Annotated in this window: 20 protein-coding genes; 11 read left to right on the top strand and 9 right to left on the bottom strand. The window is 58.7% G+C overall.

Going from position 1 to position 26227, the window contains the following annotated elements; translation table 11 throughout:
- Positions 1–29: 29 nt before the first annotated feature.
- The 5 genes from AB5164_RS00265 to AB5164_RS10200 form a co-directional block, all read right to left on the bottom strand.
- Positions 30–983: a tRNA dihydrouridine synthase gene (locus AB5164_RS00265; protein WP_161115274.1), complete on the bottom strand. Its 954-nt coding sequence runs from the start codon at positions 981–983 to the stop codon at positions 30–32.
- Positions 984–1036: 53 nt separating this feature from the next.
- Entirely contained in the window at positions 1037–4291 is a 3255-nt protein-coding gene (locus AB5164_RS00270) for an ABC transporter ATP-binding protein/permease (protein WP_368147710.1), read from the bottom strand.
- Between the two features lie 252 nt (positions 4292–4543).
- Positions 4544–5515, bottom strand: coding sequence for a TlpA family protein disulfide reductase (locus AB5164_RS00275; RefSeq protein WP_368142855.1), 972 nt, complete (start codon positions 5513–5515; stop codon positions 4544–4546).
- A 29-nt stretch (positions 5516–5544) separates the two neighbouring features.
- On the bottom strand, positions 5545–6234 hold the full coding sequence (locus tag AB5164_RS00280; protein WP_438265600.1) for a 4Fe-4S binding protein: 690 nt from the start codon (positions 6232–6234) through the stop codon (positions 5545–5547).
- A gap of 205 nt (positions 6235–6439) precedes the next feature.
- Positions 6440–6529 carry a CD1871A family CXXC motif-containing protein gene (locus tag AB5164_RS10200; RefSeq protein ID WP_022094046.1) on the bottom strand — a complete coding sequence of 30 codons (90 nt, stop codon included), beginning with the start codon at positions 6527–6529 and terminating at the stop codon, positions 6440–6442.
- A gap of 129 nt (positions 6530–6658) precedes the next feature.
- Between AB5164_RS10200 and AB5164_RS00290 the strand changes: the two genes are divergently transcribed.
- The 4 genes from AB5164_RS00290 to AB5164_RS00305 all read left to right on the top strand — a co-directional run bounded on the left by AB5164_RS00290 (position 6659) and on the right by AB5164_RS00305 (position 14095).
- Positions 6659–7351, top strand: coding sequence for a response regulator transcription factor (locus AB5164_RS00290; protein ID WP_438265601.1), 693 nt, complete (start codon positions 6659–6661; stop codon positions 7349–7351).
- Positions 7348–8499: a sensor histidine kinase gene (locus AB5164_RS00295; protein ID WP_368142859.1), complete on the top strand. Its 1152-nt coding sequence runs from the start codon at positions 7348–7350 to the stop codon at positions 8497–8499. Before AB5164_RS00290 ends, AB5164_RS00295 begins: the two co-directional genes overlap by 4 nt.
- A gap of 68 nt (positions 8500–8567) precedes the next feature.
- Positions 8568–9572 (top strand): helix-turn-helix domain-containing protein, encoded by a 1005-nt coding sequence (locus tag AB5164_RS00300; RefSeq protein WP_368142860.1) that lies wholly within the window; start codon positions 8568–8570, stop codon positions 9570–9572.
- A 155-nt stretch (positions 9573–9727) separates the two neighbouring features.
- A complete protein-coding gene (locus AB5164_RS00305; protein WP_368142861.1) occupies positions 9728–14095 on the top strand; it encodes a hypothetical protein in 4368 nt (1455 codons plus the stop codon).
- Positions 14096–14207: 112 nt separating this feature from the next.
- Here AB5164_RS00305 and AB5164_RS00310 read toward each other — a convergent pair whose 3' ends face one another.
- Complete coding sequence (locus AB5164_RS00310; RefSeq protein WP_195544209.1) at positions 14208–15215, bottom strand: hypothetical protein; 1008 nt, start codon at positions 15213–15215, stop codon at positions 14208–14210.
- A 415-nt stretch (positions 15216–15630) separates the two neighbouring features.
- On the opposite strand from AB5164_RS00310, the gene AB5164_RS00315 reads away from it, so the two are divergent.
- The 4 genes from AB5164_RS00315 to AB5164_RS10215 all read left to right on the top strand — a co-directional run bounded on the left by AB5164_RS00315 (position 15631) and on the right by AB5164_RS10215 (position 22332).
- Positions 15631–17013, top strand: coding sequence for an ATP-binding protein (locus AB5164_RS00315; protein WP_040358713.1), 1383 nt, complete (start codon positions 15631–15633; stop codon positions 17011–17013).
- Positions 17014–17170: 157 nt separating this feature from the next.
- On the top strand, positions 17171–19168 hold the full coding sequence (locus AB5164_RS00320; RefSeq protein WP_316369240.1) for a DNA gyrase/topoisomerase IV subunit B: 1998 nt from the start codon (positions 17171–17173) through the stop codon (positions 19166–19168).
- Positions 19169–19213: 45 nt separating this feature from the next.
- Positions 19214–21454 carry a DNA gyrase subunit A gene (locus AB5164_RS00325; protein ID WP_368142863.1) on the top strand — a complete coding sequence of 747 codons (2241 nt, stop codon included), beginning with the start codon at positions 19214–19216 and terminating at the stop codon, positions 21452–21454.
- Positions 21455–22041: 587 nt separating this feature from the next.
- Positions 22042–22332, top strand: coding sequence for a DUF8462 domain-containing protein (locus tag AB5164_RS10215; RefSeq protein WP_238023013.1), 291 nt, complete (start codon positions 22042–22044; stop codon positions 22330–22332).
- A 107-nt stretch (positions 22333–22439) separates the two neighbouring features.
- On the opposite strand, the gene AB5164_RS00330 is transcribed toward AB5164_RS10215, so the two are convergent.
- Both AB5164_RS00330 and AB5164_RS00335 read right to left on the bottom strand, forming a co-directional pair.
- The gene (locus AB5164_RS00330) at positions 22440–22970 is read right to left on the bottom strand and encodes a flavodoxin family protein (RefSeq protein ID WP_238023014.1); all 531 of its coding nucleotides are present in this window, start codon (positions 22968–22970) and stop codon (positions 22440–22442) included.
- Positions 22971–23116: 146 nt separating this feature from the next.
- On the bottom strand, positions 23117–23299 hold the full coding sequence (locus AB5164_RS00335) for a hypothetical protein (RefSeq protein ID WP_368147712.1): 183 nt from the start codon (positions 23297–23299) through the stop codon (positions 23117–23119).
- 284 nt (positions 23300–23583) lie between these two features.
- Between AB5164_RS00335 and AB5164_RS00340 the strand changes: the two genes are divergently transcribed.
- Positions 23584–24003 (top strand): YjdF family protein, encoded by a 420-nt coding sequence (locus AB5164_RS00340; RefSeq protein WP_368142865.1) that lies wholly within the window; start codon positions 23584–23586, stop codon positions 24001–24003.
- Positions 24004–24211: 208 nt separating this feature from the next.
- Here AB5164_RS00340 and AB5164_RS00345 read toward each other — a convergent pair whose 3' ends face one another.
- Positions 24212–24661, bottom strand: coding sequence for a hypothetical protein (locus AB5164_RS00345; protein WP_196026013.1), 450 nt, complete (start codon positions 24659–24661; stop codon positions 24212–24214).
- Positions 24662–25117: 456 nt separating this feature from the next.
- Here AB5164_RS00345 and AB5164_RS00350 point away from each other — a divergent pair, with 456 nt between their 5' ends.
- Together AB5164_RS00350 and AB5164_RS00355 are read left to right on the top strand one after the other, a co-directional pair.
- Positions 25118–25846 (top strand): lantibiotic protection ABC transporter ATP-binding protein, encoded by a 729-nt coding sequence (locus AB5164_RS00350; protein ID WP_055250122.1) that lies wholly within the window; start codon positions 25118–25120, stop codon positions 25844–25846.
- Positions 25843–26227 (top strand): ABC-2 family transporter permease (locus AB5164_RS00355; RefSeq protein WP_497006868.1); only part of this gene is annotated, 385 nt, incomplete at its 3' end. The genes AB5164_RS00350 and AB5164_RS00355, both read left to right, overlap by 4 nt.

Below are 26227 nucleotides of genomic sequence, written 5' to 3' on the forward strand. Positions count from 1 at the left end.
AGTCGTTAAAGAACGTCCCCAACGACTAACTAGTCGTTGAAGCGAGCTGTGGGTGCAAGCGGCTGTTCGCGAAAGACGCGCTCGACGGCAGCGCGGTATTCGTCGACCTTTTTGGTCTTGCGTACGATCTTGTGGACGGTAGCGGGATCAGCGAAAGCGCACTTGGCGTAGAACCACCACTCCTTCATGCGGAAGACCGCATTGCCGCCAATCTCTTCTGCATATGCCGCAAACAGCGTGTCGTGGAAGCGCTGCAGCTCAGCAGCCGTTGCAGCAGGGCCGCCCTTGACCATGCGAGCCAGAGCGGGGTTCGCGAGCAGGCCACGCCCCAACATCACATGGCGCGTGCCGGGATAGGCCTCCACCAGCGCGTCCATATCCTCAAGATCAAAAATGTCACCGTTATAGGCCACGGGGAACGGCACACGCTCCAGCGTCTCGCCATAAAACTCTTTGCGCGGCGAACCCGTATAGCGGTCCTTTTGCACGCGCGGATGCACAATGAGCTCTGCCAACGGCATGCGGCAATACAGATCGAGCACACGTTCATACTCGTCATCGCGTTCCAACCCCAGCCTGGTCTTTACCGATACCGGCAACGGCGACCGCTCGCACACATCGCTTAAGAACGCCTCGAGCTCGTCGAGATTGCGCAAGAAACCCGAGCCCTTGCCCTTGGCGACAACCGTTCCCGAAGGGCAACCCAAGTTGAGATTGACCTCGCGGTAGCCCATATCGGCGAGCACCTGTGCCGCCCACACAAACTCGTCCGCGTTCTTGGACATCAGCTGAGGCACTACGTTGAGCCCCTGGTTATTGGCAGGATCGATCTCCTTAAACGCCTTGCCGCCAAAGCGGTTTCCCACCCGCGGCGGCGGCAAAAACGGCGTGTAATAGCAATCGAGCGCACCGAAGCACTCCGCATGCACGCGACGGAACACATGCCCGGTAATCCCCTCCATAGGGGCCAACGATAGAATCATCTACTCTTCTCTCATATCAACGAACGTGACAAAGGGACTGTCCCTTTGTCACATTATTCGGAGCGCAGGGCTTCGACGGGGTCCTTCTTGGATGCGCTACGGGCCGGCAGCAGGCCGGCAACAACCGTCAGCAGCACCGAAATTGCAATGAGCACCAGCGCATCCTGCACGGGCAGGCTCATCAGATTGGGTACCTGTTTGGCAGCAAGCGCCCAGGCATTAACCGGAAAGCTCACGGCCATCACAACGACAATGGCAAAGACGCCGGCGATGAGGCCCTCGATAAAGGTCTCGGCATTGAATACATTGGCCACGTTGCGCTTCGACGCACCAATTGCGCGTAAGATGCCGATCTCCTTTTTGCGCTCCAGCACGCTGATGTAGGTGATGATGCCGATCATAATGGAGCTCACGACCAGGCTGATGCTCACGAATGCGATGAGCACCAAGCTGATGGTGTTCACGATGTCGGTCACCGAACCCATGATGATGCCCATGTAGTCGGTGTACGAAATTGCCTGCTCATCATGGCCAGCGGCTTTGACCTGCTTGTTGTACGCATCGATGTGATCGAGTACGCGCTCCTTGGCCTCAAAGTCGCGCGGGAAAATCTTGACCGAGATGGGGTCGGCCTCGTCCGCATAGCCCAGTGTGGTCAGATTGTTATCGTAGGTGAGCTTCGACGCCTTGGCATAGCTCATCATGAGCGAGCTCAGGTCCTCGGCGTCCATGTTGAAGTGAATGGCATGAGCAAAGGCACTCGCATCCACGCGCATGGCGCTCGCCAGGTTGGCAAAACTCGACGACATCCGCGTCGCCATCTGGCCCATGAGCCCTGCTGCGCCTGCCTTGAGCTGAGCTGACACCGTCGCCGCAATCTGATCGCTGATCGACTTCATCACCTGGTCCATAGCCTGCTGCAGATACGGAGCCAGCTGCTTTTGCACATAGTCGGTCATCGCCTGCTGCAGGCGCTCGGCCAGAGCATCGCCGCCGAGCGCTTTGAGCTGGGCCAGGATTTGCTGGGCCGCGATATCATTCTCAAGATACGTCGAGAATGCGGCAGCGAGCTTTGACGCGTCTTTAAGATCTTCGGGCGACAGCGCCTTAAACTGATCAGACTGCAAAAAGCCCTCAAACAGCTGGTTGGCTAGTGTTCCCACCTGCTGCATTTGCTCGGGTGTGAGTTCCAGACCGTCAAAGATGCCCGAGAAATCTGGGGTTGGCGCTTTGGCCATGATGTCGCTGAAGTCGATGTCCTTACCAACGCCCGAAAGGTCAATGTCCAGCCCGGACAAGTCAAGACCAGACAGGTCCATACCGCCGGCCGCACCCGAGAGCGCAGACGCATCGAACGAGAACGCGCTCTTGAGCGCCGCCTCGTCCACACTAAACATGCTGCCCAGATCCACGCCTTGCTTGGCCTCGCCCTGCAGTTCATCGAAAGACTTGCCCGTAAAGACATCCGTCTCGGGATGCGCAAGCTGCTCTTGCACAATCTGCGAATCGGCGGCGCGCTCCATAAGCCGGCGAGTCAGCGCATGCGTATAGGCAATGCCCGGAGACAACGCGCTCGCATTGGCCGTCTCGTTAGGTCGCACCACGCCCACAATGTGCACGTCGATACCGTCGGCAACCTTGGCAGCCATAAAGTCGGCGTCGCCAGACATGTCGGTCCATATGCCGGTCTCTTCGTTTTTGCGATACGCATCGGCCGGCGACAACACCTTAAACGTCGTGGACAGCGCATCGTCGTAGGTAAAGTCGGTACCGGTCTCGGGCGCTTCGACCCCACCGTCAGCCGTCATAGCGCTGTTAACCAGATTGTTAAGCTCATTGATATCCAGCGCACCGATGCTGTAGAGCGTGTAGTCGCCCACCGTACCGCGGCTCGAAAGCACCATCACGGCTTCGTTGGCAGACGTGGGCCAATGACCGGCGACGACATCGTACTGGCTGTCGAGCAGGCTCTGGTCGTCAATCATCTCGTTAAAGACCGAGGTTCCCATGGATTCCATGCTCACCGTTGCCGCCGAACTCGCACCTCCGCTCATGGCCTCGGTCATGGCGTTGGGCACCAGCCGGACAGGCTTCTCATCGCCCTTGCCGGCACGATAGACAACCGGCGATACACCGTAGCCGTACTGGATGGCGTTGACTTCTTTATCGATGCCGTCGCCACCGGCATCGAGCCACGCCTTAAAGCTCGTCATGTCGTTGGACTTAACGCTTGCAAACATGTCCTTTACGGCCGTGACCACGGGAATCTTATCGGTTCCCTTAGCTTTGCCGCCGGCGCTGTCGTCGGACGAATCCACGTTTTCAGGCGAGCCATCGTCCACAGCCCCCTGCCCACCCATCATGGACGACAGGTCGTAGTCCTGCTTGGAGATCGTAAGCGGGTAACTCGAGAGCGTATCCTCCTCGACCTTTTTGATGTAATTGTTCACGCCATTGGACAGCGCCAGAATCGCCGCGATACCGATAATGCCAATCGAGCCCGCAAAGGCAGTCATGGCCGTACGGCCCTTTTTGGTCATAAGGTTGCGGGCAGAAAGCCCCAGCGCCGTCACAAAGCTCATCGAGGTTTTGCGCGTAGGCTTGGCCTCGCGGCGCGTGGCGTCAGCGACATCGAAAGAATCGGAATCGTCGGTGATCTTGCCGTCCGCCAGGTTGACGATGCGCGTGGCGTATTGGTACGCCAGCTCGGGATTGTGCGTGACCATAATAACCAGACGGTCGCGCGCGACTTCCTTGAGCAAGTCCATAACCTGCACGGACGTTGTGGAATCCAAGGCGCCGGTCGGCTCGTCTGCCAGCACAATCTCGGGATCGTTGATCAGGGCGCGGGCGATGGCCACGCGCTGCATCTGCCCGCCCGATAGCTGACTCGGGCGCTTGTTAACGTGCTCGCCCAGGCCGACTTTCTCCAACGCCTCGCGCGCACGCTGGCGGCGCTCGGCATGCCCCACGCCCGTGAGCGTGAGCGCCAGCTCCACGTTTTCCAAAATGGTCTGATGCGGAATGAGGTTATAGCTTTGGAACACAAAGCCGATGCGGTTGTTGCGGTAGGCATCCCAATCGCGATCGTGAAAGTCCTTGGTCGAGATGCCGTCGATCAGCAGGTCGCCAGAATCGAAATGATCCAGTCCGCCGATAACGTTGAGCATCGTAGTCTTGCCCGAGCCCGAAGGGCCCAGAATGGCCACGAACTCGTTATCGCGAAAAGACAGGCTTACGCTGTCGAGTGCCACCTGCGTAAACGACTGCGTAACGTACCTTTTGCAAATACCTTTGAGCTCCAGCATAGACGGCAACCTCTCCTGCGCAGGCACCCTGCCCGCTCTCCTCCGCCGTTCGTATTCGACGCGTTTGTCCTACTCTATCCCCATTTTTTGCCGGTGCCAGTGAGGAATGTAGGGAACCGCATCAAAAAACGAACGGGGCGGCGCCCAAAAAAGAGGTCCCGAGCGGGACCTCTATATGGTGGAGCTTATCTTGAAAGGTAGTGAACTACTTCGCACAGTGGCGCACGATCCTCGCTATGCTTTACGCATTTTTTACTGCTCGCTATTCGCAATCGCCTGGTCGATAAGCTTGTCGAGTGCTGCGCGCTGCTCGGCGGAGCTGATGGCTCCCACGATTGGATCCCCTACGATGTTGCCATTCTGATCGATGACATACGTTGTCGGGAACGAGAACAAATTTGACGTAAACTTACCGGCCTCGCTATCCGACTTGAACCAGATGTTCTTATATGTCACGCCCTTCTTGCTCAGCACGTCCTTGGCATCTGCAATCTCGCCCTTGTTGCCATCGAGCGTAAAGGAATTGACGCCCACGACCTGGCCGCCCTTCTCGGCAAGCTCCTGATTCAGGTCCTCAAGGTCGCCCAACTCACCCACGCACGGCTTGCAAGTGGTGAACCAGAAGTTCATGACGGTGACCTTGTTCTTAGAGAACAGCTCGTCGCTGTTCACGTCGTTGCCATCCAGGTCCTTGCCCGTAAAGCTGGGGAACTTCGTCGCCTCGCTCGAAGCATTGGCACCAGCCGTCATGCCAGCGGTCGAAGCGTCGACGCTCTCGCCTGCACTCGGCGTGCTTCCACAGCCGGGGAACTCCTTCTCCAGGCTCTCGAGCTTGTCCTCGATCTCCTTGATCTGCTGTGCACCGGCCTTGAGTGTCTTAAGCTCATCCGCCGTGAACTTATCCTTGGCGCCGTCGATGGTCTTGAGCAGAAAATCGCCGTAATTGCTGCCATCCTCAATCATTGCCGAGTCTTTATTTGCCGCATTGAATACCTTTTCCCACAGCGCGTTATCACTCGAAAAGATCTCGTTCTCCTTCTGCATGAGCTTCGCATACAGCTCGGCGGCCTCGTCGGCATTGGCCGGCTTCTGCGCAGTGAGTTCTGCGATCTTAGGATCGGAGCTCGCAGATTCGTTCGCATTGCCACCGGGCGCCGAACATGCCACAAGGCACAAGGCCAATACCGGCACCATAAACAGGGCCGCAATCTTAGAAAGCTTCATGGTCATTCCTCCGTTTTGTCGAAGCTTGTTTACTTTTTATCGGCGGTCAAGGGAAGCTTTTCCGCCGACACATCCAGGCCATAGCGATAGCTGATGGCATCGACAGGACAGGCCCCGATGCACTTTCCGCACCGGATACATTCGGCATGATTGGGCGCGTGGACCACATCAACGTCCATCTGACAAACCTTTGAGCACTTGCCGCACGAGACGCATTTGCATGCATCGACCCGGATCCCCAATAGGGACACCTTATTCATGAGCGCATAGAATGCGCCAAGTGGACAAATCCATTTGCAGAAGGGGCGATAGAACAAAACGCTCAGCACTACCACGACAATGAGAACGGCAAGTTTCCAGGTAAAGAGCTGCCCCAGCGCAGATCGAATGCCGGCATTGGCAATGGCCAGCGGAATGGCGCCCTCGAGCACACCCTGTGGACAGATGTACTTGCAAAAGAACGGGTCGCCCATGCCCACGTCGTTAACCACCAAGACGGGCAGCAGCACCACGGCAAACAGCAGCACGACGTACTTGATGTACGTGAGCGGCTTGAGCTTTTTCGTGGAGAACTTTTTGCCGGGAATCTTATGAAGCAGCTCCTGCAGCCAGCCAAACGGGCACAGAAAGCCACATACAAAGCGCCCCAGCAGCACGCCGAGCAAAATGAGCGTACCGGTAACATAGTAAGAAAAGTTGAACTTGGATGAACCTACCACCGACTGGAACGACCCGATGGGGCACGCACCCGATGCCGCGGGGCACGAATAGCAATTAAGTCCAGGTACGCAGACTGTTTTTCCCGCGCCCTGATAGATGCTTCCTTTGGCAAAGTTTGGCAGGTGAATATTGGTGACCAGCGTCGCCGCCGCCTGAATGAATCCGCGAAATCGGGCCAAAACATGCGACGCAGTGTTTTCTCTTTTATCCAATTCCGATACACTCCAAGCACAGCCTAATCGCTTTGGCCAGCACGGCATCCGCCTCGCCACGCATAACACCAAAGCACACCATGGCAATTCCGACGATCAACAAAGCGACCTGTACCACGGGTTTTACCGCTTTGAACAACCCAACCACTCCTTTCGTTACGCGACCATTGGACCATATCGACTATAAAATCCGTGTTAAGCGCGATTTGGAATGTGCAAGGAGACTGTTATGCGTATTTTGATCGTCGAAGACGAGCGAGCACTGTGCGATGCAATCGCGCGCAGCTTGCGAAACTTGGCGTACAGCGTCGACTGCTGCCACGACGGACAGGAGGCGCTCGACCTGCTGAGCGTCGAAGTCTTTGACCTCGTGGTACTCGACCTCAACCTTCCCCGTATCGATGGCATGACCGTGCTCAGGGAACTTAGGAAAACCGATTGCGAGACTAAGGTACTGATTCTGTCCGCGCGTGGCGAAGTATCCGATAAAGTCGCCGGACTCGATGCCGGCGCCAACGATTACCTTACCAAGCCGTTTCATCTGGACGAACTTGCGGCAAGGATCCGCAGCCTTACCCTCAGGCGCTTCGCACAAAGCGACATAGTATTAGCCTGCGGAAAGCTCAGCTTTGACACCAAGGCGCGCATCGCTTCCGTGGACAGTGAGGCTCTATCTCTTACACGCAAGGAAACGGGAATCTTGGAATACCTGATGCTTAATCAGGGGCGACCGGTAAGCCAAGAGGAGCTTATCGAGCACGTTTGGGATAGCAGCGTGAACAGCTTTAGCAACGCAACCCGCGTTCACATCTCGTCACTCCGCAAAAAGCTACGCAGCGCTTTGGGATACGACCCGATTCGCAATCGGATTGGAGAGGGCTACGTTATGGAGGATAGCGAATGAAAAGGCTTTCGCTGCAATGGCGCATAACGATTATGACGGCACTGCTGACGTGTGCGGCATGCGTGCTGACGAACTGTCTGGTCGGCTATACGGGCATGCGCTACATGGATGCTATCGGCAGCGACATCTCGGCCCTTAGCGCAGCCGGCGTAGATGCACCTCAGGCGTTTGACCCAACGAAGGAGAGCCTCGATGACGAGGTCACGATCGTCGTAAACGACGCACAGGAGTCTTTTGGCACGACAGCCTGGTACATCACGGCTGGAGTCACACTCCTTGGCGGCGCGCTGGCATACTTTGTGAGCGGCCGTGCGCTCAAACCGCTACGGGCTTTTGCGGCCCAGGTCGAGCGTGTGCAGCCTGACAACCTAAGCGAAATCAGGCTCAGTGAAGATGTGCCCATCGAGCTACAACGATGCAGCGCCTCTTTCAACGACATGATCGCCCGTCTTGGCGAAGGGTTCTCTGCACAGCGTCAGTTTACCGGCAACGCCGCACACGAGCTGCGCACCCCGCTCGCCCTTATGCAAGCACAGATTGAACTATTCATCTCCGAGCACTCCGGTTTGCAACCCGAAACTGCCGAGCTACTCGGCCTGCTACAAGAACAAACCGAGCGCATGTCTCGAATGGCCAAGGTATTGCTCGAGATGAGTGAGCTCCGCAGCGTTCCTTGCGAGGACGATGTGGAGCTTGGCCCCTTGTCCGAAGAGGTCCTCACCGACCTTGCGCCACTTGCCGAAAAAAGGGGCATAGCCCTCAATTGTGCTGGAGACGCTCTAGTAATCGGGAGCGACACGCTCCTCTATCGGCTGGTGTTTAACCTGGCCGAAAACGCTATCCGCTATAGCCGCACCGACTCGAGCGTTACCGTCTCCATCTGCGACAACGACAGCCACGTGTTCCTGCGAGTCGAGGACCAGGGCCCGGGAATACCCAAGCAGTACCGTGAGAGCATCTTCCAACCGTTCTTTCGTCTAGACAAATCCCGCAGCAGGGCATACGGTGGCGCAGGACTCGGACTAGCGCTCGTTTGGGAGATTGCAGCTCTTCACGGTGGCACAGTAGAGGTCGAAACAAGTTCCGAGAACGGGACCACCATGCTCGTAAGCCTTCCAAAACGATCCGCAGCGTCAACCGAGCAGTAAAACGAAAGGGGTCCCGAGCAACAGGAGTACAATTGCTGCTATTGTTGCCAGCTGTTGGGAGATGGAAGATGGACTGCGATGGCTACCCATGCGTTCCCATGCCGTTGATGTGCACTGCCTTTGTGCCGGGGCAGATTGACGCTGCGGTTGCAGGCATTTCCGACCCCGATTCACGCACCATCGCCACGGCAGAAGCGCTGTACTTTCGCGGACAGGCCGCCCTCGCTGCCAAGACGGCGCGCCCCTATCTTGACGCCACCGATTCCGCACTGCGCTATTCCGCATGCTTTATCTGCGGATACGCCAGCCTGTCGCTCAACCGTATCGCCGACGCCCGCCGTTGTCTTGCGGGCATCCTCGATACGCCAACTGACGAGGAATCACCCGCCGTCCACGCCACGCATATCCTGTTCGCCTCGGCCGCAAGCGTCCTGCTGCACTTGTCTTCCCCGTATTCTGCCGAAGAGTTTTATCCGCTTGCGGCGCATCTGCCCGAAGGCCTGCGCCTGTTCGCCAGCTACGTGATGGCGCATGCCCTGTACCTGCGCGGCGAATATGGCCGCAGTCTGGGCATGGCGGAAAACGCCCTGATCATGAAACAGGGGAGCTATCCGATCTCGGAACTGTTCCTGCACCTGGCAGCTTCCATGGCATGCATGAGTCTCAAAGACGTCGACGCCGCAAAAACGCACTTCGGAGCCGCTTGGAACATTGCGCGCCCCGACGGCCTTATCGAGCTCATTGGCGAGCACCACGGCCTTTTGCAGGGGCTCATCGAGGCATGCCTAAAATCGCAATACCCTGACGATTTCGCACGTATCATCGAGATTACGTATCGATTCAGCTACGGCTGGCGGCGCATCCACAACCCCGATTCGGGCGAGGACGTTGCCGACGATTTAACGACCACGGAGTTCACCATGGCCATGCTCGCCTGCCGCGGATGGACCAACGCCGAAATCGCACGCCACATGGGCGTGTCGCCAGGTACCGTTAAAAATCGACTGTCCAACGTGTATGCAAAGCTTGGCATCGGCACGCGCGCTGAGCTGGTCGCGCACATGTTGCGTTAGCGACCGGGCTGCCAAGCGCATCGAACGCGTTCCGGAATCCGGCACTTCGCTCGCCTAAATTGGACATTTTGACCCTTGAACGGCACTACCGCCACGGGGCGCCATCTCGCAAAATTGGATTATTTCCACCGATACCTGCGGGATGGGAGCCCAAGATGCTTGATCGCCGTTCGTTACTTGTTGCTGGAGCGTCCTCGCTAGCGAGCATTATGTTGCCTCGCGTGCCGGGAAGCGCAAACGCCTTCATATTGCCGTTCGCGCCCACCGCGGCCTATGCCGACGAAGAAGACCCCTTCAAGGTGCTCGTTCTCTCGCGCACCATGTTTGGTGTGGTCGTGGTCGACGTCGCCAACAAGAATATGCCCGTCAAGGGAGCCCAGGTCACGCTCGCGTCGCGTTATGCCGCAGGCAAGCAGCTCTCCGCCACGACCGACGATGAGGGCACGGTCATCTTTGAGGTCGCGCCTCTTTCGGAAGGCTACGTGGACGAGGCAACGCTTCTCGACGCGTACGACTTTAACGGCGGCATCTCCATTAGCATGGCGGGCTACCGTGATGTCGAGATTCCCCTTGCGCGTATCCAGGGCGGCACCGCCATAACCGCACCCACGCGTCCGCTTTCCGACGGCGAGCCGTACTTTCGCCAGCTCACATTCGACGAATGGGACATCCAGTACGCTAAAGCCACGTTCATGGCATTGCCGAAGGACGACACGGCAAACGAGCAGCCCGATACGCACGCCTTTACCGTGCAGGCACATCTGCCACAGGGTGGACAGGCAACGCTGCGCATCAACAAAGTGACGCCTGCCGCGGGCAGCTCACCCGAAACCGTCACACAGATCGGCCAGATCAAGGCCAACGCATCGGGCGCGGATAATCTGGCAACGTTCACGCTTGAAGACACGTTCCTCGATGCGGCATCGGGCCTTCTGGAAGAAGGGTGCAAGCTGCGCTTTGTCCTCGACTATCAGGGCAAAACCTACACGCTCTCCTCCCACATGGCCGTTGTCACCGCGCCGGCCGCAAAGGCGGAATCAGGCTCGACCACCATCATTCCCACCACCATGGACCAAGAGATCACTCCGTTTGATTTCCCCGCATCGTTTCCCGGCATCGGTGGTAATAAGTTCACGTGTTGGATGCCCACATTTCCAATCCTCTTCGATTTCTCGTTTGCTGGATACGTGCTGTTTGGCGGAGGATACAAACCAGCCAGCTATATGAACGATTCGGGCAACCCTGATCCGGAATACTGGAAGAAATCGCCGCGCGAGTCGGGCGCCAAGCAGGCAAACCGCTACCTCGACGAGATGGAGGGGAAGTGGAATCAGTACAAGAGTATGAGTGCCGGATCGGGCACCGATCCAAGAAACACAAAGCTCCTTCGCCACCATTGCACGCCGCTGTTCACGATGGATATCGCCACACAGCTGTACGGCTCGCTCGCCTACGATTGGGTGGGCAAAACCTGGGGTAACAACAACGACCCCGCATACGGCAATATTAAGGCCCTCTTCCAGGTAAGAACCGACCTCAATTGGACCGAGCAGTTTACCCTAGGACCGGTGCCATTTTTCCTAAACGTCAACCCCTGGGTGCTGGCAAAACTGGCGCTCGCCGTGGGTGCCCACACGCACGGCAGCGGCGCGGCGTTTTTTAATAACATTTCGCTCGACTATTCAAACACGTCGGGCTCGTTCACCATCCAGATCGGGCTTGCCGTCACCTTTGGCGCCGGCGTTGCAGGCGTCGCTTCGTCTGCCGTGCGCGGCGCCGCATCCCTCACGCTGTTCATTGGGTACGAGAAGGCAGATGGACACCAGCTTCCGCGACTGCGCGTAGGTGCAGACGTCGATGTCGATGTGATACTCCAATTCGTAATGTTCAAGTGGACCACCAAGGCTTGGTCGGGGTCGTGGCCCACGCTCATCGATTCGTGGAATATGTCGGTGAACAATGGCGACCAGTATGTGCTCCAGCGCTCTGAGCTCGCATTGGGTGGAGATACGCCTTATACGCTGGATGCCTGCTTCGGCTCGGCCGGCAACATTGAGGCGGGCGGCGTGCCGCAATTTATCGCATCGGCCACCATCGTCACCAACGCCGAACTGCTCGCACGCGCCGAGGTTAAGGCCGCTGCCGTAAACGCCGCGCCTGTCGTGCGCGATTGGGATCGGGCGGTCACGCGCATTGAGCTCGAGGCGGATGCAGAAAGCGACGACACGGGACAGATCGAGCATTTCGTCCATGCACTGATAGAGAACGACGAAAACGCCGCGCCGATGTATGAGTACACCTACATCGGTCAGGCAACGAACACCGTTGCCGACCCGAACGCCGATTCTGCCGGCGTGTCGGAGGACGAGCGTGGCGGCATCAAGCCCTCGAGCGACAACGTGCTGTTTGCTGGCGTGCTCAGCGAAGCCCACATGAAGCTGGCAATGATTGCCGGCGTAGAATGCCTGTTCCGTATCGCCTCGGTGCGCTACGGCGACAATGGTCGCTCGCGCCTGGTGGTACACACAAAGGCAAACGGGACGTGGTCCGCTCCCACGCCTGTGGACTTTCCCCTTGGGTTTGGCGAGGGCGACGTGGAGCGCGACAGCATATACGATTACGACTTCGACGTAGTGGAATATACGGACGGAAGAGGAAACCAGGACGCCTACGTGCTGCTGGTCTCGGGCGAGCGCCCCGCCGGCGACAACACCCTTTTCGATACGGCGAGCACATCCGGCATACTGTCCGTTGTGCGCCTGCGCATAAGCAACGACGGAGTTCGCGTGATATCGCACACGTCGTGGCGCAGCATCTCGCGCGGCCGCCTTCAGGAGGATGGCTACCATTGCCTGCAGTGCCCACGCATCACGGTGGGCAAGACACTTGTCGACGGGCGCCTGTCGGGCGCCTACCTCCACCGCCGCGGAACCACCGCAGAAAAGACGCTCGGCAGCGAGGCCGAGGTTGCGCTGGAGTGCTTTACCCTGTGGTCGGACGTTTCGGGCGACAGTCTCACGTTCCGTCAGGTCCTCCGCTTTCCGCAGGCACCGTCGAGCATCGAGCTCGGCGCGCCCGAGAATATCAACGGCAAAATGGTGGTGCCCATTGCATACGAGACCGCAGGCGGTTGTGGCTGTGCATCGTACGCCGTGATCGGCCAGTCCATTGCGAGCTGGGGCGTTATGTCGCCAGATGCCACAGTACCCCACGCGGTGCCGTGGCCGCAGCACACGGGCTTTTTGGCTACCGTCAACGAGCAACTGCAGCATATTACTTGGACGCGAGGCGCATCGGCATTTGCAACGCAGCCCGTGGGTGCCGCAGGCTGTGGCCCGGCATCGTTTAGCGTAAGCAACAACGGCAGGTGCGTGCTCTATGTAGAGAACACCGATGGCAAGGTGGGGCAAACCTACGACGAAGAAGGCAACCCGGTAGCAGTGATGGGCAAGCACTTCCGCATCTTCGCCAGCACCTTGGCAGGCGATCTGTTTACGGAGCCGTTCGTGATGTGCGAGCTGGACCATCCCGTCGATCAGATAACGACATTTTTGACGTCGGGGAGCATGCTCTCCGCGCTCGCCACGCACATTGTGAGCGCGGAGAAGAGCGAGGCAGAACTACACGGCATCGAAGTGCCCTTGGTGGCGTGTGCCACTCCGACGGGCGCAGTCGCTACCTCGGGCGCGGTGGTGCCCGGAGCAGCAGGCGAATCCTTCATGGTCACGGTGCGAAACGACGGCAACACCTTGCTGACCGCCGGCACAATCGATCTGTACCGAGAGGGCTCCAGCCAGCCGTTCTCCAGCGCATCCATCGGGTTCGGAGCGAACACACGCATGGCATCGATCTACGATCCAGAGCTTGCCGAGGACGCTTCGGTCAACGACATGGCACACGTGAAGTACGCGCTCGAAACGCTGGGCACACCTTTTGCAACGCACCCGCTGGTAGCCGACAGTGGCAACGCCGTGCTGGCACCGGGTTGCACGGCACAGTTCCGCATGAGCTTCGCTATCCCCGAGAGTTGGAGCGACGAAGTGGGCAAACGCGTAACGCTGTATGCGAAGGCGCGTAATCTGGTGGCGCTCGATCCCGTAACGCTCGAGGAAATTCGACCGGGCGCAAACTCGGCGCTGGGTGCCGTACTGCACGAGCTTCATGTGCCCGACGCGGCATGCGAACGCTCAGAAGTTCAGGTCGGCGTATGCGACAGCGCGGATACGACAGAACTTCACGACGCCCCGATGACAGCAGACGACGATGGCGGCTCGAGTGGCGGCGGTACCGACGAGGGCGGCGGCTCCGGCGGAAGCAGCTCCGGCAGTGGCAAGGACCACAGCAATAACAAACGCTCCGGAAAAGCGGGCGCGCTTGCGGGCACGAGCGATGTCAACGTTCCCCTTACGGCAGCCGCTGCTGCACTCGTCGCGGCAGGCGCCGGCCTCATCGCCTACAGCGCCCGCCGCACGGCGCTCGAAAAAGACACCGCCAATGAGGTCAATTCGGATAGGTCTCGCTAGCTCCTAGTTACTTTTGTGAGAGACGCCGACTCGGCTCATCGAACACCAAAAGGGGCTGGCCCCGATAACTCGGAGCCAGCCCTGAGTCGCCTGACATGGGAATCGCAACCCGCTACTTGAGCTTCAATGCCTCCATCATGGGCGCGGCGGCGTCCCAATCGATCTTCCAGCCAATCGACACGCGGACGGTCTCGCCCGTCGCGGGAGCCGTCGCAAACAGCGTATGGCCGTTGTCGGGACCGGTAAAGCGCAGCCACGTTATGCCGTTGTACTCGACCTGGTCGGTTGTTGTCTCCTTGCCTTCGTAGACCTGCTCTAGGCTTGCAACCTCTTCCTCCGGCGAGCGCGGGAAGATGCTGATGTTCAGGCGTCCTCCAGTCTCGTCGTGGAAGAAGTTTGCCTTTTCGCGCTCTTCGTCGGACGAATCCAGCGTGTACCCATCGGCGGCCTCGATGCTGTACGATGCGCAGTCGATGCCCGTTAAATCTGTCTTCTCGCCAGAATCGGCCACGCCGCCGGCCGCCTTGAACTCCTTGGTCTCGCATCCCGTGGTGTCAAAGTGCATGGCCTCATGATTCTTGGCGGGGGCATAAGCGTCTACGAACTCGACAGTGATGGGCCCGTAGTACGCCGTCTTGGGCGCCCAGAAATACACGTACTCAACGGTCTCGCCCGGGCCGATACCTGGCCTCTCGGAAAGGTCGATGCCCTCGTGCAGCTCATCGGGAGCCTCGCTTGCAACGTAGTCGAGCACGGCCGCCTTGCCGGAAGTAAACAACGGGTCGCCTGCCTCAAGATCGCCCTGGGCAGCATGCACGTTAAAGGAACTGAACGTCCTGTTCTTTGTGTTGTTGTTGGTGATCTTGATGTGCAGGTAAAAGCCGTCCTGCAGCTTGGCATCGCCGCGATAGAACGTACCGTGAGCCACCGACTCATAGGTAATGCCTGCCACCTCGACCGTCTGCGAATCATAGGCCCTGGGCTTTTCCTGCACAGGCGCGCTGCCGCCCGAACCGCCAGGCGAGCCGCTCGGAGCACTACCGCCACAGCCGGCCACTGTACACGCCAGCACGGCCGAAAGCGTCACGGTGGGAATTCCTAACAGCAGTTTCTTTGTCATGGGCCTCATCATTCTCACCGCTCCTTTCGGCTTGCAGCTCATCCATTGCCCGAGTCCCAAGTCGACCCCGTGGCATCGGCTTCCACTATGAGCGTATGACGAAACACGGCGCCAGCGAAGTGACCCGTGGCCCAAATAACGACCCACCAGCGTTCCTTATGGGCCAAAAGAACTCGCACATGCACGCCCCCGGCCCATAAAACGAGACGTCTGTCCCAATGTTCGATTCGATCCAACAATCCGCACGACACGTTTTCGACAACGTATCCAACCGCAAACGCAGCAAGACGCATTCGGCCGCCTTCAAATTTACTCGGGCAGAACCGACTCGGTTTTGTCCGAGTAAACTCGAGCATAAACTGATCCATGCGATACAATTAACTCGGACAAAACCGAGTCGGAAGGAACCGAGTAAGTGGAATTTATTGGCAGGGAGCGTGAGCTCGCCCGTATTAAGAAAACGCTCAAAGCACCCGAGCAGCGCAATGTTCTCATTTACGGCAGGCGTCGCGTCGGAAAAAGTGAGCTCATCAAGCAGGCGCTAACCGATTTGTCGGACGTCGCAACGGTCTATTACGAGTGCCGCCAAACCTCCGAGGCAGACAACCTCGAGAGTCTGTCCGTCCTTGTTGCTGAAGCGCTGAGCTTTCCTCCGCTCGCCTTCACAGGCATCCGCGAGCTCATCGAATTTCTGTTTGCCCAAGCTAAAGACAAGAACATTACCCTCGTTCTCGACGAATACCCCTACTTGAGAGATGCGGTTAAAGGCTTAGACAGCATTCTTCAGACCTCAATCGACGCCCACAGGGAAGACTCACGTTTAAACATTGTCCTGTGCGGCTCCTACGTTGAGATTATGAAATCCCTCATCGAGCATGAAAGCCCCCTCTACGGGCGAATTGATCTCGCGCTTGAGCTTAAGCCCATGGATTACTTTGACGCTGCGAAGTTCTATCCCGCGTTCTCGCCCGAGGACAAGGTGCGGCTCTATAGCGTTTTTGGCGGTATCCCCTTTTACAATCGCCTCATCGATCAATCCCAAAGCGTACGCGACAACATCATCGAGCTCGTCACGGAACCTGGCGCCCGCTTAGAAAGCGAGGTGCCGTCCTATCTCAACGCCGAGATCTCGAAGATGACCAACGCCAACGAAGTTTTCGGGGCTCTCGCACAAGGCTACTCCCGTTGGGGGGACGTGCTGGCACAGTCGCACGTCTCGAGCGGTCCGGCCATGGCAGACGTGCTCGACAAGCTCATGTCACTCGAAATCGTCCAAAAGCGTGCACCCATCAACGACCCTACGAACAAGCGCAAGTCTGGCTACTTTGTAGTGGATCCGCTTTCGCTCTTTTACTATCGCTATGTTTTCCGCAATGCCTCAGCGCGTCAGCTGCTCGACCCGGAAGTCTTCTATGATCGTCACGTCTTCCAAGACTTCGAGGAAAACTACGTTCCTCATATGTTCGAGGAGATCTGCCGTCAATACCTCGTGCGGCAGAACAGGACCGGCAAGATCGAACCGGCTTTCGACGCCATAGGCAAGTACTGGTACGACGACCCCGCAAACAAAACGAGCGGCGAATTCGATGTGGTAACGCAAGACCCCGAGGGCTACGCATTCTACGAAGCAAAGTTCCGCAAATCCCCCATCACGCAAAAAATGGTCGACGAGGAAATCGCCCAAGTCGAGGCAACGGGACTCAAGTGCCATCGCTATGGATTCTTCTCCCGTTCGGGCTTCGAAGCTGGCGAAAGCGATCGAACCGTCTTCATCGACCTGCCGCAGATGTTTGGATAGGACAGGACAGGTCCCTCCCGCATTCCAAGCATTCATTATCTAATCGAACGATTGTTCGATGGATTTCGTGTTGGGTGGAATCGTCTGTGGGCTGGGCTATGCTACCTTGACTATCTATATGACTTAAACGCAGCAAAGGAGCACCGAGAGAGCGAGTATGGCAAAAAACACCGCAAACTATGGTAACGACAGTATCCGCCAGCTCAAGGACGAGGAGCGCGTACGCCTGCGCCCCGCCGTCATCTTTGGCTCGGACGGACTCGACGGCTGCGCGCATGCCGCCTTCGAGATCCTGTCCAACGCCGTTGACGAGGCGCGCCAGGGCTACGGCAAGCTCATCACCCTTACCGCCTTTCGCGATGGTTCCATTCAGGTAGAGGACAACGGCCGCGGCTGCCCGCTCGACTGGAACCCCTCCGAGAAGCGCTTTAACTGGGAGCTCGTCTTTTGCGAGCTTTACGCCGGCGGCAAGTACAACAACAACCAGGGCGGCGACTACGACTTCTCGCTCGGTACCAACGGCCTGGGCTCGTGCGCGACCCAGTACGCATCCGAGTACATGGACGTCACGGTTTGGCGCGACGGCAACAAGTACTCCCTGCACTTTAAGAAGGGCAAGGTCGTCGGCGCCAAAAAGAAGGCGCTCGAGATTGAGCCCAGCGACGAGGACCGTACCGGCACCACCATCAAATGGCGCCCCGATCTTGAGGTCTTTACCTCCATCAGCATCCCCCACGATTGGTATCGCGAAACCATGCGCCGCCAGGCCGTGGTCAACGCCAACGTGACCTTCCGCCTGCGCATCGAAGGTGACGATGGCGAGTTTTCCGAAGAGGACTTCTGCTACCCCAAGGGCATCGAGGACTACGTGCTCGAGAAGGTCGGTACCGACTACCTCACCGAGCCCTTCTTTATCGAGGCCGACCGTCGCGGTCGAGATCGCGAGGACCTGCCCGACTACAACGTCAAGATTACCGCGTGCATGTGCTTCTCGCGCACCTTCATGATGCAGGAGTACTACCACAACTCATCGTGGCTCGAGAATGGCGGCTCGCCCGAGAAGGCCGCCCGCAGCGCTCTGACCAGTGCCATCGATGCTTACATTAAGCAACAGGGCAAGTACAACAAAAACGAGAGCGGCATCAAATGGCAGGACGTCCAGGACTGCCTGGTGCTGGTGACCAACTGTTTCTCCACCCAAACGTCCTATGAAAACCAGACTAAGAAGGCCATCAACAACCGCTTTATCCAGCAGGCCATGACGGCCTTCTTTAAGGAACGCCTCTCGACCTACCTGATCGAGAACAAAGACGCCGCCAACAAGATCATGGAGCAGGTGCTCATCAACAAGCGTTCGCGCGAGAACGCCGAGAAGACGCGTCAAAGCATCAAGACCAACCTGCAGCAGAAGACCGACATGGCCAACCGCGTGCAGAAGTTCATCGACTGCCGCTCCAAGGACAAGAACCGTCGCGAGATCTACATCGTAGAGGGCGACTCGGCAGCAGGCGCCATTCGCACCTCGCGCGATGCCGAGTTCCAAGGCGTTATGCCCGTCCGCGGTAAGATCCTCAACTGCCTGAAAGAGGACTACCCGCGCATCTTTAAGTCCGACATCATCATGGACCTCATGCGCGTGCTGGGCTGCGGCGTGGAGATCAAAGACAAGCGCATCAAGAACCTTGGTGCCTTTGACCTGGACAACCTCAACTGGAACAAGGTCATCATCTGTACGGACGCCGACGTCGACGGTTACCACATCCGCACGCTCGTGCTCACCATGCTTTACCGCCTGGTGCCCACACTTATCGACGAGGGTTACGTGTATATCGCCGAGTCGCCGCTCTACGAGATCAACTGCAAAGAGAAGACCTACTTTGCCTACACCGAGCTCGAGAAGAACGGCATCCTCAAGGAGATTGGCGACCAAAAGTGCTCCATCAACCGCTCCAAGGGTCTTGGCGAGAACGACCCGGACATGATGTGGCTCACCACCATGAACCCCGAGACGCGTCGCCTGATCAAGGTGGAGCCCGAGGACGTCACCAAGATGGAGACCATGTTTAACCTGTTGCTGGGCAACGACGAAGCGGGCCGCAAGCGCCATATCTCCGAGCACGGCAAGGAATATCTGGACCAGCTGGACCTGCAATAGCAGCAAATCGATAACGACGGCCCATAAGAAGTTCAAGAGGAAATCGTGGCAAAGAAGAAGACGAAGAACCAGCCAAAGAAAAAGCAGGTCAACGCCGAGAACGTCATCGGCCTGCACTCCGAGGTCACCGACCAGCCGATCACGCAGACGCTCGAGGTCAACTACATGCCCTACGCCATGAGCGTCAACGTCTCGCGTGCATTCCCCGAGATCGACGGCTTTAAGCCCTCGCACCGCAAGCTGCTCTACACCATGTACAAGATGGGTCTGCTCAAGGGCGAGCGCCAGAAGAGCGCCAACATCGTGGGCCAGACCATGAAGCTCAATCCGCACGGCGACGCCGCGATCTACGAGACGATGGTGCGTCTGGCCACCGGCAACGAGGCACTGCTCGCCCCCTTCGTGGAGTCGAAGGGCAACTTTGGCAAGTACTATTCGGGCGACCTGAGCTACGCCGCCTCGCGTTATACCGAGGCCAAGCTCTCCCCCATCAGCGCCGAGATCTTTAAGGACATCGACAAGGACCCGGTCGACTTCGTTGACAGCTACGACGGCGCCATGAAGGAGCCGCACCTGCTGCCCACCACGTTCCCCAATATTCTGGTTTCGGCCAACAAAGGCATCGGCGTCGCCATGGCGTCCGACATCTGCGGTTTCAACCTCAACGAGGTCTGCACCGCCACCATGCATTACCTGCAGGATCCCGACTGCGACCTGCTCGAGTATATGCCCATGCCCGACTTCTCGACCGGCGGCGAGATCATCTACCGCCGCGAGGAGATGGAGAAGATCATCGAGACCGGTCTTGGCAGCTTCCAGATCCGCTCCCGCTGGCGCTGGATTCCCGAAGAGCGCATCATCGAGGTCTACGAGATTCCCTACACCACTAAGACCGATGTCATCATCGAGCGCATCGTCAAGCTCTCCAAGGAGGGCAAGGTCAAGGAGATCGCCGACATCCGCGACGAAACCGACCTCTCGGGCTTGCGCATCGCCATCGACCTTAAGCGCGGCGTCGACCCCGACAAGCTCATGGCCAAGCTCTATCGCTTGACCACGCTGCAGGATTCGTTCTCGTGCAACTTCAACGTGTTGGTCGACGGCTATCCCCGTGTTATGGGCGTGCGTCAGATCCTGCACGAGTGGGTCAAGTGGCGTATTGAGTCCACGCGTCGCCGCATTAACTTTGACCTGGGAAAAAAGTCCGAGCGCCTGCACCTGCTGCACGGCCTCGAGGCGATCCTGCTCGACATCGACAAGGCGATCGCCATCATCCGTGGCACCAAGCTCGAGGCCGAGGTCGTGCCCAACCTTATGCGCGGCTTCGACATCGACGAGACCCAGGCCGAGTTTGTTGCCGAGCTCAAGCTCCGCAACATCAACGAGGAGTACATCCTCAACCGCACCAAGGACATTGCAAAGCTTGAGGGCGAGATTGCCGAGCTTGAGGAGATCCTCTCCAGCGAGGAGAACATCAAGAAGGTCATCAGCGACGAGCTGGCCGCGGTCAACAAGAAGTACGTGATGCCGCGCCGCACGGGCAGGATCGAGCCCCACGAGGTTATCGAGGTAAGCTTGGAGCCCGAGGTCGAGGAGTACCCGGTTACCATCATGCTTTCGCGCGATGGCTACCTTAAGAAGATGACGGACCGCGTGCTCAAGAAGGCCACTACGCTCAAGTACAAAGACGGCGACAAACCCTTTATCGAGTTTCCGTCCTCCAACACCCACGAGCTGCTGGTCTTTACCAACAAGAGCCAGGTATACAAGTGCAAGGTTGCGGCGTTTGAGGACACCAAGTCGGCCCAGCTGGGCTCGTATCTGCCCACCGACCTCGAGATGGAACCCGACGAGAGCGTCATCTGGGTCATCGACCCCGAGGACTACAAGGCCGACGTGCTGTTCGTCTTTGAGAACGGCCGCGTGGTGCGCGTCGCGCTTTCTGGATACGTCACCAAGACCAACCGCAAGCGCCTCAAGAACGCCATCTACGGCGGCAGCAAACTGCTGTATGCACAGGTGCTCAAGGAAGATCGCGACATCGCGCTGGTCTCGAGCGACTATCGCTTGATGAACTTCAACACGTCGCTACTCAAGACCAAGACGACAACCAACACGCAGGGCGTCCAAGCCTTTACGGCCAAGAAGGGCCGCTCGGTCACCACCGTCGGCACAACCGAGGAGATTCTTGGCGCCGGCGTCTCGGCCGAGAAGTTCACCGCACAGAGCCTGCCTTCTGCCGGTGCCCTCATGAAGGAAAACGACATGCCGAGTTTGTTTGATTAGGACGACGGCAGAACCGCCATAGTTTTACAAAGCAGCGGGGCCCGGAGCGCAGCAATATCGCGCCCCGGACCCCGCTCGTTGCGGAGGTCATCCTCGGAAATGTCGACGATACGGGGGGTTCCCGCACCGTCCTAAGCCGTTAGCAAAACTCGCAAAAGTTAGCAAAAGTTGCAAAAATTAGCAAAACTTGCAAAGGAGCTACCATGCAGTGCAGCAAGAGCCCCTTTACCCCGACGTTCCGAAGCGTCCCTCCCTTTCTAGCGGGTCGCGAACACATCCTCCGTGATATCAACCGTGGCTTTATCAACGGTCCGGGAGACCCCAACCTGTCGACCATTTTTACGGGCGCAAGAGGAACGGGTAAGACGGCGCTTCTCTCGCTCCTTTCAAAAACGGCGCTTGAACACGGTTGGATTGCAGCAAATGTCTCCCGCCATGCCAGGCATGCTCGAAGATATTATCGAGCGAACCAAAGAAGCGGCAGATAGCTACCTTTCACAGTCTCACGCGCGCATGAACGGCGTTCAAATTGGTCCAGTGGGCATCAATTGGACATATGTTCAAGAAGCCCAGGGCAACTGGCGCACGTGCATGAATGGCATCTTCAGGCAACTCGAGAAGCATGGCATCGGGCTTCTCTCGAAACGACCTATCGGGAGCTTTCCGATAAAGACATTGAGTTTTTGCTCGCGATGCTGCCCGATTCTGGCCCCAGCAGGACCTCGGAGATAGCCAAACGCATGGGCGTCGCCAGCAACTACGCAAGCCAATACAAACGCCGCCTCCTCGAGGACGGCGTTATCGGGGAACGTGGGCATGGTCTCGTTGGCTTTGACATCCCCGCATTCAGGGAGTTCCTGAGCGAGAAAGTCTCCTAGCACGCGGAGATTGTCCATAAGGACATCAACGCATGGCAATCAGTAATCTTCTTGGTAAGGGAAGTAGGCTTTCCGCCAACGCTGATTGCCATGCGTTCTTCTTGTCCTTAGGCGAGTTTGCGAGCGAGCTCTCGCACCTCTTCCAACTTGGGCGACGATGCCATGCTGTCGCGCTCGGTCATACCGCTGATGGTGACAATGCCCTGGTCCTCCCACTTGCAGTACGCGCATGTGGCCCTGTACATAGCAATCGCCGCATCATAGACGCCCTCGCTGTGGCTATCGAGCAAAAGGGCCGTCTTGGTGAACGGGAAGCTTGTAGCACCAAAGGCGTACAGGCGGTCGATGGCGGCCTTCTCCTGCGCAGTGATATCAAACCAGTAGATAGGCGAAGCGAAGACAACCATATCGGCGCCTTTCAGCGACTCGATCACGTCGGCCATGTCATCCTTCTGCACGCAAGTGCCCTCGTGGGCGAAGCAATACTGACACCCCAGGCAACCACCGATTTTCTTGCTGGCAACACGGACGACCTCGACCGTATTGCCGCCCTCACGCGCGGTCTCGGCAAACGCCTCGACCATGGTGTCAGTATTGGCGCCCCTGCGCGGGCTACCACTCAATACAACGATATTCATAGAAATCTCCCTCCTTCATGCCGCAGGCGCGCGGCACACATTTCGTTGTAACCAAAACAGATGAAGCTATTCAGTCGTCCGCAGACCACATCTCTCGTTCGTGCCCTCTAGACAAGGCGCAAACGGTGCTGCACCCCCCTGTCGCGCTATATCCCTACGCAGTGTTCAGAACCCCTGCTCACCGAGCAGCACCGCGCGAGGTCCAGCACGAGTACGCCTTCCCGGGTACAGGGCTCGTGCCCTATGCGGGAGATGAGGACCTTCGGGAACACGTCCCCGATGGGCAGAAGCGACGCGAGCTCCCCCTCAAGCATCAAGTTGATGCTCATATCGCCTCTCACATACGCTCTCCTTCCCGGTTTCGAAACTCGAATTGATTTAAAGTTTCGAAACCGGGAAGGCAATATACAAAAGGATGTGTCGAGGAACGAATCTCAGCCACGTCATGTCGGCAGCGATGAAGGGCGCGTCCGCGCGTGCTACAATGCGGGCATCAGAGATGAAAACACAGTCCCCGTCGGGTAGTCGTGGGCGTGCGGGAGTCCGCATCAGTAACCTGCCTCCTTGGTTGTCCCTTCTCTGCATGGTTATCTACATAAAGGAGGAGCCAACCATGCAGATCAGCGTGTCGTCCACCCTGACCGTATATCACGACGGCCAATTTTGGGTCGGGCTGGCGGAGCACGTCGAGGACGGAAGGTACGGCGTCGCCCGCATCGTCTTCGGCGCAGAACCATCCAATGAGAAAATCCTGCAATTCGTTACAAGCGAATGGGAGAAGCTCTCGTTCTTCGGCGACAAGGTCGCTGAAACAAGCAAGCCTGCGAAGAACCCCAAGCGGCGCGCCCGTGAGACGGCGAAAGCCCTTAAGCGGCCGGCAGTGAGCACCAAAGCACAACAGGCGCTCGCGGCACAGCGGGAAGCAATGAAGCGGGAGTCGGCTCAAGCAAGAAGCCAGCGTCGCGCGGACGAGACGGAGGTGCGCTTCGAGCAGCGAAAGCTGAAGCGCAAGCAGAAGCATCGTGGGCATTGATCGCCATTTGCAGCAAGGCAAACCATATACAGCAGCGGCGCCAGTTCCACTTGAAGCCGACGCCGCGTAGACGCTGATGGTGACGGCTATGCACGGGCACGGGCGCGCCACCGCACTTCACAGCTTGTTTCTCAAGTATTTGGGACGCACACGCGGCGTTCAAAAATGCGGAGCGACTCCGCATGGCTCGAGACTGAGCCGAGGTGCCCTACTTCTCGCCTTCCAGCAGGCCCACGATGCGATCGATGTCGACGGCAAAGCGGGGCCTTCCCTCGCGCTCATAGAGGTCAAGGTACGCCTGGCACTCGGAGACAATGCGTTTGGTGTTGCCATCGATGATGCGCTGGAGCGTCTCGTAGTAGGCCGAGCCCTCGGTCCTGAAGCGGCGCTGGTAGGCCTTGGTTATGGGGAACATCTTGATGTAGTGGATGCCGTGGCGGCAGCCGGGGCGCGTCGTGGGGCGGGGTGGCAACGCAAAGTACTGGTCTTTGGGCACGTTAGGGGCGATGTTGGAACGCAGCGGCACGGCGAAGTCCCTGCGCTTTCCGCGGAAACGCAGCCTCACCACCACGATGCAGGGGCGATTGTGCTTAAGCATGAGCTCACGGTCGCCATCGACGAGGTCGAAGAAGTCCTGGGAGATGGATACGATCTTCATCGGTTGCGCCCCCTTCATACGAAGCGGGGCCCGCATCGCTGCAGGCCCCTACAGGTGGGCGATATTCTACGCCTTGCGGCACCCCGTCGCCCACGGAGGTTAAACGTACACGTAAGCCGTACTCTGAAAGCCGCGGCTTCCGGCAAGTAGTTTATACCACGAAAGGTCGCTTTCAATGCGCATAGCTCGCAAAATAACACTCGCTGGGCCGTCACCCCTGATCTTCTCGACCGTCTCCTCCGGGTACTTATTGCGTGCCACGGGCACCTCCGTCCTTGTTATCGCGATAAACATACCATGAGTGGCGTACGGGTCGAGAAGGGCTGGCGCCAAAAGAGCCCAACGGCCGTTACGGCTTCGTTAGAAACGCGCCCCACCATGGATGGTGAACCCGAAAGGTAAGGCGCGCGGGCACGGCGACTCGGTCCGCGCGCCCGGAAGAGAAAGGACGAACCCATGGGTTACATGCTCGAGACGCGCGGGCTCACCAAGCGCTTCGGCCGCGGCGACCAGGCGCAGGACGCCGTGGCCGACGTGAGCCTTCATATCCGCGAGGGCGAGGTGTACGGGCTGCTCGGCCCCAACGGCGCCGGCAAGTCGACAACGCTCAAGATGATCTGCGGGATGCTGCGGCCGACGGCCGGGGAGATCCTCTTTGCCGGGCACGCCTGGCGCCGCGAGGACCTCTACGCAATCGGCAGCCTCATCGAGGAGGCGCCGCTCTACCCCAACCTCACCGCGCGCGAGAACCTGCGCGTGCGCACCACGCTGCTGGGCCTTCCCGAGAGCCGCATAGATGAGGTGCTCGCCGCCGTGGACCTCGCAGACACCGGGAAGAAGCGCGCCGGGCGCTTCTCGATGGGCATGCGGCAGCGCCTGGGGCTCGCGCTGGCGCTGATCGCCCGGCCACGCCTGCTCGTGCTCGACGAGCCCACCAACGGCCTCGACCCCATCGGCATCGAGGAGCTGCGCGACCAGATCCGCGGCTTCGCGGCGGCGGGCACGACGGTGATCGTCTCGAGCCACATCCTCTCCGAGGTGCAGCAGATGGCGGACACCATCGGCATCATCTGCGGAGGGCGCCTCGCCTACGAGGATGCGCTTCGGCCCGGGCAGGACCTCGAGGAACTCTTCATGAGCTTCTGCCGGGAAGGGCGACGAGCACGCGGGGAGGTGGCGGCATGACGGGCGAGAAAGGCGGCCTGCTCGCGGGCCTGCGCGCCGAGGCCCTGAAGTCGCGCCACGCGGCACCGGTTCGCCTGGCCGTGCTCATGGCGCTGCCGATGCCGCTGCTCGGCGCGATGCCCTACCGGGGCGTGCAGATCTTCAGCGCGTGGAACTACTGGTACGCGCTCTTCCTGCCCGTGACTCTCTCGCTCGTGGTGGCGTGCGTCGCGCGGGCGGACGCGCGCACGCGGATGCGGGGGCTTCTGGGCCTGGGCTTCCCGCTCGGGCGCGCCTGGTGGGCCAAGGCGCTCTGGTGCCTCGCGCTCTGCACGCTCTCGAACCTCGTGGTCTTCGGCATCTACCTCGCGGGATCGGCGTTCTCCTCGCAGGGCCTCACGG

Source organism: Collinsella aerofaciens, from assembly GCF_040915425.1.
Lineage (GTDB): Bacteria > Actinomycetota > Coriobacteriia > Coriobacteriales > Coriobacteriaceae > Collinsella > Collinsella aerofaciens_BW.

What these genes read in the sequence shown, in the direction of transcription:
- AB5164_RS00275 (WP_368142855.1), bottom strand. Translation starts at nt 5,515, where the DNA reads ATGAAGCTTTCTAAGATTGCGGCCCTGTTTATGGTGCCGGTATTGGCC.
- AB5164_RS00330 (WP_238023014.1), bottom strand. Translation starts at nt 22,970, where the DNA reads ATGAATATCGTTGTATTGAGTGGTAGCCCGCGCAGGGGCGCCAATACT.
- AB5164_RS00290 (WP_438265601.1), top strand. Translation starts at nt 6,659, where the DNA reads ATGTGCAAGGAGACTGTTATGCGTATTTTGATCGTCGAAGACGAGCGA.
- AB5164_RS00350 (WP_055250122.1), top strand. Translation starts at nt 25,118, where the DNA reads ATGGGTTACATGCTCGAGACGCGCGGGCTCACCAAGCGCTTCGGCCGC.
- AB5164_RS00320 (WP_316369240.1), top strand. Translation starts at nt 17,171, where the DNA reads ATGGCAAAAAACACCGCAAACTATGGTAACGACAGTATCCGCCAGCTC.
- AB5164_RS00345 (WP_196026013.1), bottom strand. Translation starts at nt 24,661, where the DNA reads ATGAAGATCGTATCCATCTCCCAGGACTTCTTCGACCTCGTCGATGGC.
- AB5164_RS00300 (WP_368142860.1), top strand. Translation starts at nt 8,568, where the DNA reads ATGGACTGCGATGGCTACCCATGCGTTCCCATGCCGTTGATGTGCACT.
- AB5164_RS10200 (WP_022094046.1), bottom strand. Translation starts at nt 6,529, where the DNA reads ATGGTGTGCTTTGGTGTTATGCGTGGCGAGGCGGATGCCGTGCTGGCC.
- AB5164_RS00305 (WP_368142861.1), top strand. Translation starts at nt 9,728, where the DNA reads ATGCTTGATCGCCGTTCGTTACTTGTTGCTGGAGCGTCCTCGCTAGCG.
- AB5164_RS00265 (WP_161115274.1), bottom strand. Translation starts at nt 983, where the DNA reads ATGATTCTATCGTTGGCCCCTATGGAGGGGATTACCGGGCATGTGTTC.
- AB5164_RS00310 (WP_195544209.1), bottom strand. Translation starts at nt 15,215, where the DNA reads ATGACAAAGAAACTGCTGTTAGGAATTCCCACCGTGACGCTTTCGGCC.
- AB5164_RS00340 (WP_368142865.1), top strand. Translation starts at nt 23,584, where the DNA reads ATGCAGATCAGCGTGTCGTCCACCCTGACCGTATATCACGACGGCCAA.
- AB5164_RS00335 (WP_368147712.1), bottom strand. Translation starts at nt 23,299, where the DNA reads ATGAGCATCAACTTGATGCTTGAGGGGGAGCTCGCGTCGCTTCTGCCC.
- AB5164_RS00270 (WP_368147710.1), bottom strand. Translation starts at nt 4,291, where the DNA reads ATGCTGGAGCTCAAAGGTATTTGCAAAAGGTACGTTACGCAGTCGTTT.
- AB5164_RS00295 (WP_368142859.1), top strand. Translation starts at nt 7,348, where the DNA reads ATGAAAAGGCTTTCGCTGCAATGGCGCATAACGATTATGACGGCACTG.